The organism is Streptomyces genisteinicus (genome assembly GCF_014489615.1).
Taxonomy (GTDB): Bacteria; Actinomycetota; Actinomycetes; order Streptomycetales; family Streptomycetaceae; genus Streptomyces; species Streptomyces genisteinicus.
Genome location: NZ_CP060825.1, coordinates 2,159,921 through 2,172,468 on the forward strand (window position 1 = coordinate 2,159,921; position 12,548 = coordinate 2,172,468).

Annotated in this window: 14 protein-coding genes and 1 pseudogene; 13 read left to right on the forward strand and 2 right to left on the reverse strand. The window is 73.0% G+C overall.

Features of this window, described 5'->3' with window-relative positions; all coding sequences use genetic code 11:
* The first annotated feature begins 103 nt into the window (after positions 1 to 103).
* The 5 genes and pseudogenes from IAG43_RS09505 (at position 104) to IAG43_RS09525 (ending at position 2,506) form a co-directional block, all read left to right on the forward strand.
* On the forward strand, positions 104 to 463 hold the full coding sequence (locus IAG43_RS09505) for a type II toxin-antitoxin system RelE/ParE family toxin (RefSeq protein ID WP_223006034.1): 360 nt from the start codon (positions 104 to 106) through the stop codon (positions 461 to 463).
* Positions 460 to 777, forward strand: a complete 318-nt coding sequence (locus tag IAG43_RS09510) for a helix-turn-helix domain-containing protein (protein ID WP_187740320.1) — start codon at positions 460 to 462, stop codon at positions 775 to 777. The genes IAG43_RS09505 and IAG43_RS09510 overlap by 4 nt, the downstream gene beginning before the upstream one ends.
* Positions 778 to 923: 146 nt before the next feature.
* Positions 924 to 1,136: pseudogene (locus IAG43_RS09515) on the forward strand (Scr1 family TA system antitoxin-like transcriptional regulator); the annotation flags it as partial.
* Positions 1,111 to 1,293 (forward strand): DUF397 domain-containing protein, encoded by a 183-nt coding sequence (locus IAG43_RS09520; protein ID WP_187740321.1) that lies wholly within the window; start codon positions 1,111 to 1,113, stop codon positions 1,291 to 1,293. The pseudogene IAG43_RS09515 and the gene IAG43_RS09520, both read left to right, overlap by 26 nt.
* A 4-nt stretch (positions 1,294 to 1,297) precedes the next feature.
* Positions 1,298 to 2,506 (forward strand): hypothetical protein, encoded by a 1,209-nt coding sequence (locus IAG43_RS09525; RefSeq protein ID WP_187740322.1) that lies wholly within the window; start codon positions 1,298 to 1,300, stop codon positions 2,504 to 2,506.
* A gap of 57 nt (positions 2,507 to 2,563) precedes the next feature.
* Here IAG43_RS09525 and IAG43_RS09530 read toward each other — a convergent pair whose 3' ends face one another.
* Positions 2,564 to 3,223, reverse strand: a complete 660-nt coding sequence (locus tag IAG43_RS09530) for a pirin family protein (protein WP_187744374.1) — start codon at positions 3,221 to 3,223, stop codon at positions 2,564 to 2,566.
* 106 nt (positions 3,224 to 3,329) lie between these two features.
* On the opposite strand from IAG43_RS09530, the gene IAG43_RS09535 reads away from it, so the two are divergent.
* The 5 genes from IAG43_RS09535 to IAG43_RS09555 all read left to right on the forward strand — a co-directional run bounded on the left by IAG43_RS09535 (position 3,330) and on the right by IAG43_RS09555 (position 8,268).
* Positions 3,330 to 4,505 carry a PucR family transcriptional regulator gene (locus IAG43_RS09535; protein WP_187740323.1) on the forward strand — a complete coding sequence of 392 codons (1,176 nt, stop codon included), beginning with the start codon at positions 3,330 to 3,332 and terminating at the stop codon, positions 4,503 to 4,505.
* A gap of 98 nt (positions 4,506 to 4,603) precedes the next feature.
* On the forward strand, positions 4,604 to 5,548 hold the full coding sequence (locus tag IAG43_RS09540) for an ACP S-malonyltransferase (protein ID WP_187740324.1): 945 nt from the start codon (positions 4,604 to 4,606) through the stop codon (positions 5,546 to 5,548).
* A gap of 17 nt (positions 5,549 to 5,565) precedes the next feature.
* Positions 5,566 to 6,597: a ketoacyl-ACP synthase III gene (locus IAG43_RS09545; protein WP_187740325.1), complete on the forward strand. Its 1,032-nt coding sequence runs from the start codon at positions 5,566 to 5,568 to the stop codon at positions 6,595 to 6,597.
* Between the two features lie 64 nt (positions 6,598 to 6,661).
* On the forward strand, positions 6,662 to 6,916 hold the full coding sequence (locus IAG43_RS09550) for an acyl carrier protein (RefSeq protein WP_147986308.1): 255 nt from the start codon (positions 6,662 to 6,664) through the stop codon (positions 6,914 to 6,916).
* A gap of 89 nt (positions 6,917 to 7,005) precedes the next feature.
* Entirely contained in the window at positions 7,006 to 8,268 is a 1,263-nt protein-coding gene (locus tag IAG43_RS09555; protein WP_187740326.1) for a beta-ketoacyl-[acyl-carrier-protein] synthase family protein, read from the forward strand.
* Positions 8,269 to 8,801: 533 nt separating this feature from the next.
* Here the strand turns inward: IAG43_RS09555 and IAG43_RS09560 are convergent.
* Positions 8,802 to 9,296 carry a DUF3145 domain-containing protein gene (locus IAG43_RS09560; RefSeq protein ID WP_187740327.1) on the reverse strand — a complete coding sequence of 165 codons (495 nt, stop codon included), beginning with the start codon at positions 9,294 to 9,296 and terminating at the stop codon, positions 8,802 to 8,804.
* Positions 9,297 to 9,554: 258 nt separating this feature from the next.
* Between IAG43_RS09560 and IAG43_RS09565 the strand changes: the two genes are divergently transcribed.
* The 3 genes from IAG43_RS09565 (at position 9,555) to IAG43_RS09575 (ending at position 12,542) form a co-directional block, all read left to right on the forward strand.
* Complete coding sequence (locus tag IAG43_RS09565; protein WP_187740328.1) at positions 9,555 to 10,457, forward strand: SGNH/GDSL hydrolase family protein; 903 nt, start codon at positions 9,555 to 9,557, stop codon at positions 10,455 to 10,457.
* A gap of 52 nt (positions 10,458 to 10,509) precedes the next feature.
* Positions 10,510 to 11,748: a pyroglutamyl-peptidase I gene (locus IAG43_RS09570; protein ID WP_187740329.1), complete on the forward strand. Its 1,239-nt coding sequence runs from the start codon at positions 10,510 to 10,512 to the stop codon at positions 11,746 to 11,748.
* 74 nt (positions 11,749 to 11,822) lie between these two features.
* Positions 11,823 to 12,542: a carbon-nitrogen hydrolase family protein gene (locus IAG43_RS09575; protein WP_187740330.1), complete on the forward strand. Its 720-nt coding sequence runs from the start codon at positions 11,823 to 11,825 to the stop codon at positions 12,540 to 12,542.
* Positions 12,543 to 12,548 lie beyond the last annotated feature (6 nt).

Below are 12,548 nucleotides of genomic sequence, written 5' to 3' on the forward strand. Positions count from 1 at the left end.
ACGGGAGGGGATGCGGGAGCCGCCCACGGGGGGCGGCTCCCGCCGTCAGGCGGTCTCCTGCGCCTGCGCGCGAGGTATACGCATTGATATACTTCCGGCCGTGCTGGAGAGCGAGTGGGAAATCTTCGTCGTCGACGAGGTACGTGACTGGATCGACGGCCTCGACGGGGCGGCGCATGCGCGAGTCGTCCAGGCTCTGGATGCCTTGGCCGAGGGCGGCCCGGGGCTCGGGCGTCCGCTGGTCGACACCATCACCGGCTCCGCTCTGAAGAACCTCAAAGAACTTCGCCCTGGCACCACACGAATCCTGTTCGCGTTCGACCCCTGGCGCTCGAGCGTTCTCCTGGTGGCGGGGGACAAACGAGATCGCTGGAGCGAGTGGTACCAGGAAGCGATTCCGCTGGCCGAGTCCCGCTACACCCACTACCTGAGTACGCGCACGGAAGAGGAGGGCACACCATGACCGGCTACTCACGCTGGAAGGACGTCCGCGCCGAACACGTCGAGCGTGCGGGCGGAGAAGAAGCCGTGGCAGAAGGCAAGCGACAGCTGCTGGCCGAAGTCCTCGGGCACCGTCTCGCCGAGATCAGGGCCTCCCGGGGACTGACGCAGGAACAGGTCGCGGAGCGCATGGGGGTGACCAAGGGCAGGGTCTCCCACATCGAACAAGGAGCGATCTCGGGCCAGGAGGTCCTCATCCGCTATGCCACGGCGCTCGGCGGCGAACTCCACCAAGCCATCTACTTCGACAACGGAGACATTGCCGCCATCGCCTGATCCGCGTCGCGGGCCGGCGCGGCAGCCGGCACCGGGGCGCGACAGCACGGCACCCTATGCGGGACGCAGCGCCACAGCGCATACCCTCCGCACCGGGCGCGTCCGCAGAGAGGACCGGGCAGCACCTCCCTTGGTTGCCCCGCACTTCCTTGAGACTGTTGCGGTTCGAGGACCATGCGGACGTCTTCTACACCGAGGACATGATCGCCGGCCATATGACGGCCAACCCGGAGACTTTCAAGGAAGCCAGCCTCCATTACGCTCACTTGCAGGCGTCAGCCCTCTCCGTCAGGGATTCGGCGGCGCTGATCGCCCGCGTGATGGAGGAGCACTATGGAGAGCACAACGCAGTGGCGTAAGTCCACGTACAGCGGACCCACCGGCGGCGACTGCGTCGAGGTCGCCGACGGCTGCCCCGCCGGCGCCGTCCCCGTGCGGGACAGCAAGCGCCCGGACGGCCCGGTGGTCACCGTCGGCGCCGGTGCCTGGCGGGCGTTCGTGGACGGGCTCCGCTAGGCGTATGCCGTCGATCGACGCGCTGCTCCCGCTCGGCCCCGGCAAGGACCTCCCCGCGCTGCGCGCCTTCGACCCGGAACTGCTGGCACGGTACGCGGCCGACCGGGGCAACCCCTGGTGGCGGCGGCGCCACTGCGTGCACGCCCTCGCAGGCCGCGTCCCTCGGGCGTGCGTCCCGGAGCTGATCGCGCGGGTGAAGGACACCGGGGACACGGGCGAGGTGCGGATCGCGCTGCTCGATGTCCTCGGCGACCGGCCGGAGTTGCTGCCGTGGGTCCGCCACGAGGACCGGCGGCAGGAGAAGGGGACCGGGATGCCGGCTGCCCTGCTCCGGGCACGCGGACGGCTCGGCGACCTCTCCGCTGTGCCCGAGCTGTCCGCGATGGCAGCCGACCCCTGGCCCCGCAACCGGCAGGCGGGCGAGGCCGGGCTCGACGCCCTCGCCGCCCGCCACGGCCCCGCCGCCGTGCTGGCGCTGCTGGACGAGGAGCGCCCGCAGGACCGCATGGTCCGGGTGCGGATGCGGGCCCGCGCGGACGAGGACGTCACCGGCGCCCTCGCCGATCCCGACCGGGCGGTCGCCCATCTCGCCGCGTCCCTCGCCGACGACGCGGACCGGCTGCGGGCGTGCGCCGCCGACCCGGACTCCCCCGCCGAGGCGGCGCTGTGGGCGGCGTACGCCCTCCACCGCCTGACCGAGGACGCCTCCGCCGCCCGGGAGGTCTGGGCACGGCTGGGGTGCCCGCGCGTCGAGGTCGGCGGGCTGGACGAGGAGACGCGCGCCGCGATCGTCCACGCGTACGCGCCCGACTGCCAACGGCTGAGCGATCCGCGCTGGCGGATCGAGGCCCTCGTCACCGCGCCCCCGGCGCCCGTCGACGTGCGGGATCAGCTCCGGCGCGCGGCGGCCGCCCTGACCGGCGCGGGGTTCGAGCACGGGGCGCCGGTGTCCATCGGCGAGCACAACCACCAGGGCGAGGGCAGCTACTGGGTGCTCCCGCGCGGCGATCACCCCGTGTTGGTCAGCACCCTGGGGCGCTTCGTCACCTGCCACGACCCGGACCCGGCCGTCCGCCGCGCCCTCGAAGCCGCCGGGTTCCGGTGGTTCGACCCCGCCGTCGACGACGTCACCGTCACCGGCCTGTGCGTCTACTTCTTCGGGAGCCGGGAACCGCTCGGCGCGGGCGATCTCCTCTTCTACTGGCAGGACTGAGTACCGGCAGGCGCGAGTACCGGCAGGACGAGACGCCCCCGCCCCTGGGCCGGCCTCTCAGCCGCCCATCTCCCACATCAGCACCTCGGCCGGCCCGCCCTCCGCGGCGAGTTCCTGCCCCCGCGCGCCCGTGATCCGTGCCGCGTCGCCGGCGGCCAGCTCCTCGCCGCCGAGCCGCGTCAGGCCGCGCACCACGTGCACGTAGACACAGGCCGCCTCGGGCACCGCCGTCCGCTCCCCCGCGGCGAGGCGGCGGACGTGCAGCAGGGCCCCGGCCTCGGGGAGCGCGTACGGCGTGGAGTCGGCGATGCCCCGGACGATCTCGTACGCGGGCGCCCCGCCCGGGTCCTTCGGCGCGAGCCACATCTGCACGAACACCAGCGGGGTGTCGCCGTCGTTGCGCTCGACGTGGCGGACGCCGCCCGCCGCGCTGAGCCGCTGGACGTCGCCGGGGCGCACCACGGTGGAGTGACCGGCCGAGTCCCGGTGGGTCAGCTCGCCCTCGACGACCCAGGTCACGATCTCGGTGTGGCTGTGGGGGTGCTCGTCGAAGCCCGCGCCGGGTGCGAGGCGCTCCTCGTTGCAGGCGAGCAGCGCGCCGAAGCGGAGATTGTCCGGGTCGTAGTGGCTGCCGAAGGAGAACGCGTGCAGGGACTCGATCCCGGCCGCCGGATCGCCTCCGGGGTACCGGTCGCCGGAACGGTGCACGGAGGTCACGGGTGCGGTCACGGGGTCCACGGTAGCCGGGGCCCGCCGCGGCGCGGACGATCGCGGAGAACCCCGGCACTCGGAGCCCGCGTCCTGATAAGGCACTCTTGTCCCCGTGTCCGAACCTCCTGCGAACGCCTCCCACCCGCACTCAGCGACCCTCCGCCGCCTGGAGCAGTCGTCCGGCCGGCTCGCGGCGAACGCGATCGCCCGCATGGACGAGACGCTGCCGTGGTACCGCGCCATGCCCCCGGAGAACCGGTCGTGGATCGGGCTGGTGGCCCAGGCCGGCATCGCCGCCTTCACCGAGTGGTTCCGGTATCCGGAGGCGCCGCAGGCCATCTCGACCGATGTCTTCGGCACCGCGCCGCGCGAGCTGACCCGGGCCATCACCCTGCGCCAGACCGTGGAGATGGTGCGCACCACCATCGAGGTCATGGAGACGGCGATCGAGGAGGTCGCGGCCCCGGGCGACGAGTCCGTGCTGCGCGAGGCCCTGCTGGTCTACGCCCGGGAGATCGCCTTCGCCACCGCGCAGGTGTACGCGCAGGCGGCGGAGGCCCGGGGCGCGTGGGACGCGCGCCTGGAGTCGCTGGTGGTGAACGCGGTGCTGTCGGGCGAGGCGGACGAGGGCGCCGTGTCCCGCGCCGCGGCCCTCGGCTGGAACTCCCCCGACCACGTGTGCGTGATCCTCGGCACCGCGCCGGACGGCGACAGCGAGCTGACCGTGGAGGCCATCCGCCGGGCCGCCCGGCACGCCAAGCTCCAGGTCCTGACCGGGGTGCTCGGCGACCGGCTGGTCGTCATCGCCGGCGGCAACGACAGCCCGCTGCACGTCGCCAAGGCGCTGATCGGCCCGTACGCGGCCGGTCCCGTGGTCGCGGGCCCGATCGTGCCGGACCTGCTGGCCGCGACACGTTCCGCCCAGGCGGCCGCGGCGGGCCTCAAGGCGTGCGCCGCGTGGCAGGATGCACCCCGGCCGGTTCTCGCGGACGATCTCCTGCCGGAACGCGCCATCGCCTCCGACCCTGCGGCGCGCGAGCAACTGGTGGAGGAGATCTACAGACCGCTCGAAGAGGCGGGTTCGGCGCTGCTGGAAACTCTCAGTGTCTATCTGGAGCAGGCGAGCAGCCTGGAGGGCGCGGCCCGGATGCTGTTCGTTCACCCCAACACCGTGCGCTACCGGCTGCGACGTGTGACAGACGTCACCGGATGGTCTCCTTCCGACGTCCGTTCGGCGTTCACCCTGCGAATCGCCCTCATTCTGGGACGTCTGGCCGACGCGGACTGACGATCCGGGGCTTTTGTGGGACACCGACAATTCCCCCGACGGTTCTTCGTCCCTGTCCCCACGGGTGTCCGGGGCCGTCCGCAAGAGAGAGTGTGAGGGTGCTCGTACTCGTCGCTCCCGGCCAAGGCGCTCAGACGCCCGGCTTCCTGACCCCCTGGCTCGAACTCCCCGGCGCCGCCGACCGCGTGGCGGCGTGGTCCGACGCCATCGGACTCGACCTCGCCCACTACGGCACGAAGGCCGACGCGGACGAGATCCGTGACACCGCGGTCGCCCAGCCGCTGCTGGTCGCCGCCGGTCTGCTGTCCGCGGCCGCACTCGGCGACATCACGCCCGGCGCGGTCGCCGGCCACAGCGTCGGCGAGATCACCGCCGCCGCGTTCGCCCGCGTCATCGACGAGACCACCGCACTGCGCCTGGTCCGCACCCGGGGTCTGGCCATGGCCGAGGCCGCCGCGGTCACCGAGACGGGCATGTCGGCGCTGCTCGGCGGCGACCCGGAGGTGAGCATCGCCCACCTGGAGAAGCTGGGCCTCACCCCGGCCAACGTCAACGGCGCCGGTCAGATCGTCGCCGCGGGCACCATGGAGCAGCTCGCCGCCCTCGCCGAGGACAAGCCCGAGGGCGTCCGCAGGGTCGTTCCGCTCAAGGTGGCCGGCGCGTTCCACACCGTCCACATGGCGCCCGCCGTCACCACGCTGGAGAAGGCCGCCGCGGACATCGCGCCGTCCGACCCGGTGGTGCCCTACGTCTCCAACCGCGACGGGCAGACCGTCGCCTCCGGCGCCGACGTCCTCGCCCGGCTCGTCGGGCAGGTCGCCAACCCGGTCCGCTGGGACCTGTGCATGGAGACCTTCACGAAGCTCGGGGCCACGGCTCTCCTCGAGGTCTGCCCCGGCGGTACGCTCACGGGTCTCGCCAAGCGTGCGATGCCGGGTGTCGAGTGGGTCGCGCTCAAGACTCCGGACGACCTCGAAGCGGCCCGCACGCTGCTCGCCTCCACCGGTGCCGCCGACGCCGCCGGGACCGCGGGCACAGTCTGACAAGGGAGCCGTACAGCATGTCGAAGATCAAGCCCAGCAAGGGCGCCCCGTACGCACGCATCATGGGTGTCGGCGGCTACCGCCCGACCCGTGTGGTGCCCAACGAGGTGATCCTCGAGAAGATCGACTCCTCCGACGAGTGGATCCGCTCGCGCTCCGGCATCGCCACCCGCCACTGGGCCTCCCCGGAGGAGACCGTGACCGCCATGTCGGTCGAGGCGTCGGGCAAGGCGCTCGCCGACGCGGGCATCGCGGCCGAGCAGATCGGCGCCGTGATCGTGTCCACGGTGTCCCACTTCAAGCAGACCCCGGCCGTCGCCACCGAGATCGCCGACAAGGTCGGGGCGGGCAAGCCCGCGGCGTTCGACATCTCGGCCGGCTGCGCGGGCTTCGGCTACGGCCTCACCCTCGCCAAGGGCATGATCGTCGAGGGCTCCGCCGAGTACGTCCTCGTCATCGGCGTCGAGCGGCTCAGCGACCTGACCGACCTGGAGGACCGCGCCACGGCCTTCCTCTTCGGCGACGGCGCGGGCGCGGTCGTGGTCGGCCCCTCGGACGAGCCGCACATCGGCCCCACGGTGTGGGGTTCGGAGGGCGACAAGTCCGAGACCATCAAGCAGACCGTGCCGTGGAACGACTACTACGTGGGCGACGTCTCCCGGCTGCCGCTCAACGAGGCGGGCGAGGTCAAGTTCCCCGCCATCACGCAGGAGGGCCAGGCGGTGTTCCGCTGGGCCGTCTTCGAGATGGCGAAGGTCGCGCAGCAGGCTCTCGACGCGGCCGGCATCGCGCCGGCCGACCTGGACGTCTTCATCCCGCACCAGGCCAACATGCGGATCATCGACTCGATGGTGAAGACACTGAAGCTGCCGGAGCACGTCACGGTCGCCCGCGACGTCGAGACCACCGGCAACACCTCCGCCGCCTCGATCCCGCTCGCCATGGAGCGGCTCCTGGCGACCGGACAGGCGAAGAGCGGCGACACCGCGCTCGTCATCGGCTTCGGGGCGGGTCTCGTCTACGCCGCGACGGTCGTTACCCTCCCCTAGGCGCCGTCGGACCTCCGCACGGCCCTGCCACACCCTCTCTGAAACACACCGAAGGAGCGCCAACATGGCCGCCACTCAGGAAGAGATCGTCGAAGGTCTCGCCGAGATCGTCAACGAGATCGCCGGCATCCCGGTCGAGGACGTCCAGCTGGACAAGTCCTTCACCGACGACCTGGACGTCGACTCGCTGTCCATGGTCGAGGTCGTCGTCGCCGCCGAAGAGCGCTTCGACGTCAAGATCCCGGACGAGGACGTCAAGAACCTGAAGACCGTCGGCGACGCCGCGGACTACATCCTCAACCACCAGGTCGCCAAGTAAGCACCTGGGTCGTCTGACGACGCGCTGGTCGCCACCCTCGGTGGCGCCGGATCGATTCCGCACCCTCTGACAGTGGAGAAAGAATTCCTGTGAACTCGACCAATCGCACCGTGGTCGTCACCGGTATCGGCGCAACCACACCGCTGGGTGGCGACAGCGCATCGACATGGGAAGGCCTGCTCGCCGGGCGTTCGGGCGTGAAGCCCCTGGAGGGCGAGCGCTACGCCGAACTCCCGGTCCGCATCGCCGCGACCGCCGCGGTCGACCCGGGCGAGGTCCTGCCCCGCCCGCTCGCCCGCAAGCTGGACCGCTCCGCGCAGTTCGCGGTCATCGCGGCCCGTGAGGCATGGTCCGACGCCGGGTTCACCGCCCCCGCGGGCGAGGACGAGTCCGTCGCGCCGGCCCGTCTCGGCACCGTCATCGCCTCCGGCATCGGCGGCGTGACGACCCTGCTCGACCAGTACGACGTCCTCAAGGACAAGGGCGTGCGCCGGGTCTCCCCGCACACCGTCCCCATGCTGATGCCCAACGGCCCCTCCGCCAACGTCGGCCTGGAGGTCAACGCCCAGGCGGGCGTCCACACCCCGGTGTCCGCGTGCGCGTCCGGCGCCGAGGCGATCGGCTACGCCGTGGAGATGATCCGCACCGGCCGTGCCGACGTGGTCGTCGCCGGCGGCACCGAGGCGGCCATCCACCCGCTGCCCATCGCGGCGTTCGCCAACATGATGGCGATGTCGAAGAACAACGACGAGCCGCTGAAGGCCTCCCGGCCCTACGACACCGGCCGCGACGGCTTCGTCCTCGGCGAGGGCGCCGGCGTCGTGATCCTGGAGTCGGCCGAGCACGCCGCCGCGCGCGGCGCCAGGGTCTACTGCGAGGTCCTCGGGCAGGGCCTGTCCGCCGACAGCCACCACATCGCGCAGCCCGAGCCGACCGGCCGCGGCATCGCGGCGGCCCTGCGCAACCTGCTGGAGACCACGGACCTCAAGCCGGCCGAGGTCGTCCACCTCAACGCGCACGCCACGTCGACGCCGCAGGGCGACGTCGCCGAGATCAAGGCGCTGCGCGCGGTCCTCGGCGACGACCTCGACCATGTCGCGGTCTCCGCCACCAAGTCGATGACGGGCCACCTGCTCGGCGGCGCCGGCGGCATCGAGACGGTCGCGACCGTCCTCGCGCTGCACCACCGCACCGCACCGCCCACCATCAACGTCGACGAGCTCGACGAGGCCGTGGAGGCGGACGTGGTCCGCGACACCCCGCGGGCGCTGCCCGAGGGCACGATCGCGGCGATCAACAACTCGTTCGGTTTCGGCGGCCACAACGTGGTCCTCGCCTTCCGCACGGTCTGATCCCACCGTCCGGCCCCGGCAGGTCGGCCGCAACGACGACGAGGCCCCGCGCCCCCTCAGGGGGGGTGCGGGGCCTTGTGGGTACGGGGGCTGTGGGTTCACAGGCTGTGGGCCCGGACGCCATGTGCCCTGGCGCTGCGTGTCCAGGAACCGTGTGTCCGGAGGCTGTGTGTCCAGGAACCGTGTGCCTTGGCACCGTGTGTACGCGAGCCGTGTGCCCAGACGCTGTGTGTCCAGGCACCGTGTGTCCAAGCGCTGCGTGTCCGGAGGCCGCATGTCCAGACGCCGTGTGCCCGGGGACCGTGTGCCCGGGGTCGGCGCGTCCGCCGGGACCGTGCGGGGCGGGGCCGTGCACCCGGGCTGCGTGCCTCCGCGAGGTGCGGCGGGGGCGCCGGGCCCCTGTGAGCCGCGGGTACGCGCCCCGGCGGGCATCCGCCTCCGGGAGGCCCTGCACACCCCGCGCCGCCGGGCTCCGGCCCCGGCCCGTACCCGGTACGTGCACGGAGGGGGCGCCCGCCTCGGCGGGCGGAGCCTCAGACCACCTGGTGCAGCCAGCGCACCGGCGCACCCTCACCCGCGTAGCGGAAGGGCTCCAGTTCGTCGTCCCACGGCTTCCCGAGCAGCTTCGCGATCTCCGCCTCCAGCTCCGTCTCGCCCCGGGAGGCCCGGCCCATGGCGGCACGCAGACGGTCCTCGGGCACCAGGATGTCGCCGTGGATGCCGGTCACCGCGTGGAAGATGCCGAGGTCGGGAGTGGCGCTGTAGCGCTCCCCCTCGGCCGTCGCACAGGGCTCCGCCGTGACCTCGAAGCGCAGCAGGTGCCATCCGCGCAGGGCGGAGGCGATTTTGGATGCCGTGCCGGCCTCGCCGCGCCAGGAGACCTCCGCTCTCCAGGTGCCGGGGGATGCCGGCTGGCGGATCCAGTCGAGCTGGACGCGTGTGCCGAGCACCCCCGCGATCGCCCACTCGATGTGCGGGCACAGCGCGCGCGGTGCGGAGTGAACGTACAGAACGCCACGTGTCGTCACCGGGACCTCCAGTGTGGGACGAGGGTCACCTTCCCAGCGGCCTCAGTAAACAGCATCCGGCGCGAAACTCCACAAAAGGGACATCATGTGACGTGATGTAATTTACTGGCGCCGATGGGCGGGGATGCCTCAGGGTCGACGGGGAAAAGCTACCGTGCGGGCGGCCCCGAGGGGTGACGTACTCTCGGTCCCGGGCCCCTGCGCACCAAGCTTTCACCCGGCAGGAGTCGGACGCCGGTCTCGGGAGGGGATCAGAGGATGCGTCAGCGTCCGGCAACACGCCGCACGCGTGCGGCCCGAGCGGCCGCCGCCGGTCTCGCCGCCCTGCTGACGGCCGCCCTCGGCGCCTGTGACACGCCGTCACCGCACGAGGCCGCACCGGGCACGGCGACCCCGAAGCCCTCCCCGACGCCCACCACCCTGTGGGACCGCGCACCGCGTTCCGTCGCCGCCGTCGGCGACTCCATCACCCGCGGGTTCGACGCGTGCGCGATCCTCGCCGACTGCCCGGAGGTCTCCTGGGCCACCGGTTCCGACGCCGGCGTCGGCTCCGTCGCCCTGCGCCTGCTCGGCCCCGAGCGGGTGGCCACGCACAGCTGGAACCACGCCGTCTCCGGCGCGGACGCCTCCGACCTGCCCGGCCAGATGGCGAAGGCGGCCGCGCACAAGCCGGAACTGGTCACGGTGATGGTCGGTGCCAACGACGCCTGCGCGGACTCCCTCGACCGCATGACGCCGGTGACCGCCTTCCGGGAGTCCGTCACGGCGGCGATGGAGATCCTGCGCGAGGAGGCCCCCGAGGCGCAGGTCTACGTGTCGAGCGTGCCCGACCTCAAGCGCCTCTGGGCCACCGGCCGGGACGACGCCCTGGGCAGCCGGATCTGGCAGCTCGGCATCTGCGCCACCATGCTCGGCGACGCCCACGACGACGGCCCGGCGGCCGAGCGGCGCCGGGACACCGTCCACCAGCGGGTGATCGACTACAACGAGGTCCTGAAGGACGTCTGCGCCCGGGACGAACGCTGCCGCGGGGACGGCGGCGACGTCTTCGGCTTCCGGTTCACCGGGACCCAGTTGAGCCGGTGGGACTGGTTCCACCCGAGCAGGGACGGGCAGCGGCGGCTGGCCGAGATCGCCTACCGCCGCATCACTGCCCCGTAGCCAGGAGCGCCGCACGCGGCGATACTTCCGCCCACCCGACGGAAGGACTGCCGTGTTCCGGATACGCCCCCGCGTCACCGTGCTCGCCCTGGCCACCGCCCTCGCCCTGGGTGCCGCCGTCGCCCCGCCCGCGGCGGCGAGCAGCACGGACCCGGCCCCCGCGCCCACGGCCGAGGAGCAGCGGCTGACGCGTGCGGTCCCGCAGGAGATCCTGCGGCGCAGCGGATTCGACGGCGTGGCACCGGCCTTCGCCCGCTCGCTCGCCGCGGCGGACACCTACCGGGAGGCCGAGCGGGCCGTCGCCCGCCACGCCCGCTCCCTGTGGGACCGCGCCGTGGACCGGGCCCAGGGAAGGGGCCCGGCCCTCGGGGACCTGAGCCGGGACGACGACCGGCCGCTGTACTGGGCGCGGCTCGGCATGACGTCCCAGCTGCGGGTCTGGCAGCCCGCCTTCGGTCTCGACGACACCCGGCGGGCCCAGCTGATGGACCGCCTCGAACGGGCGTCCCGCGGACAGGACTCCATGGACTTCCCGGGCGGCAGGGGCGTGCGGCGTGTCGTGCTCACCGGCTTCGACCCGTTCACGCTGGACCGCGACATCCGGATCAGCAACCCCTCCGGGGCCACCGCGCTCGCGCTGGACGGCACCTGGATCAGCACCCCCGACGGCCCCGCGCGCATCGAGACGGCCGTCTTCCCCGTCCGCTGGGACGACTTCGCCGCCGGCACGGTGGAGCGCGCCCTGCGCCCCGTGCTGCCGCGCGCCGACCTCTTCACGACGGTCAGCCAGGGCCGGGTGGGGCGGATCGACGTCGAGCGGTACAACGGCGCCTGGCGGGGCGGCTTCGCCGACAACGACAACCTCTCGCGCACCGGGACCGTCCCGGTGGCCGACCCGGCGACCCAGCCGCAGTGGACCACGACCACGCTGCCGTACGCGGCGATCACCGCGGCTCCCACGGGGCGCTTCCCGGTGTACGACAACACCTCCGTGACCGAGGTCCCGGCCGGCGCGACCGCCCCGGTGGTCCGCCCCGGGGGGCCGACCCCCGGGTCCGCGGCACGCGCCGGAGGCGGCGGGGACTACCTCTCCAACGAGATCGCCTACCGCGCCACCCTGCTGCGCGACCGGCTCGGCCTCACCGTCCCGGGCGGCCATGTGCACACCCCGGTGCTCCAGTTCGGGGCGGGGAACACGAGCGAGATCACCGACCCGGAGTTCGTGCGGAACCGGCTGGACATCATCGCCCAGGTGCGGGCCGTCGTGGAGGTCGCCGCGTCGGCCTCCTGAGCCGCGAGCACCCTCCTGAGCTGCAAGGGGACCCCGCCGGGCGGCCCGGCCGGGGTCCCCCGCATGATGGGCCCATGAGAATCGCGGCAGCACAGTTCCCCTCCGTACTCGGCGGCATCGAGGAGAACGTGCGCAGCATGACGGCGCTCGTCGAGCGGGCCGGCGAGCAGGGCGTGCGCTTCGTGGCCTTCTGCGAGCTGTCCGCCAACGGGTACCTGCTCGACCCGATCGCCGCCGGCCCGGACGCCTGGCTCACCGAGGACGACGCGCGCCTGGAGCCGCTGCGGGAGGCCTGCCGCCGGACGTCGACGGCCGCGCTGATCGGCTGCGCGGCCGTCACCGGCGGGGAGCGCCCGGCGATCGGCGCGCTCGTGATCGGCCCGGACGGCGAGCCGCTGGCCCGCTACGCCAAGACGCACCTGTGCGGACCGGAGCAGGACGTGTTCGCGGCCGGTACGGCCGACGGCCGCTTCGTCCTCGACGGAGTCCGTTTCGCCGTCGCCGTCTGCTACGACAACCGCTTCCCCGAGGTGGCGGAGCGGGCGGCGGCGGACGGCTGCGAGGTGTACGTGGCCAGTTCGGCCCTGGACGCCGCAAACGACTCGTTCGAGACGGTCATGCCCGTCCGCGCCCGCGACAACGGGCTGCACGTCCTGCTCGCCAACCACGTCGGCGGCGGCGACGCGGGCGACTGCCTCGGCGACAGCGGTGTCTGGGGGCCGGACGGCGCCCTGCTCGCGTCCGCCGGGCGGACCGCGCCGGGACTCGTCGTGTGGGATCTCCCCACGCGGTGACGGTCC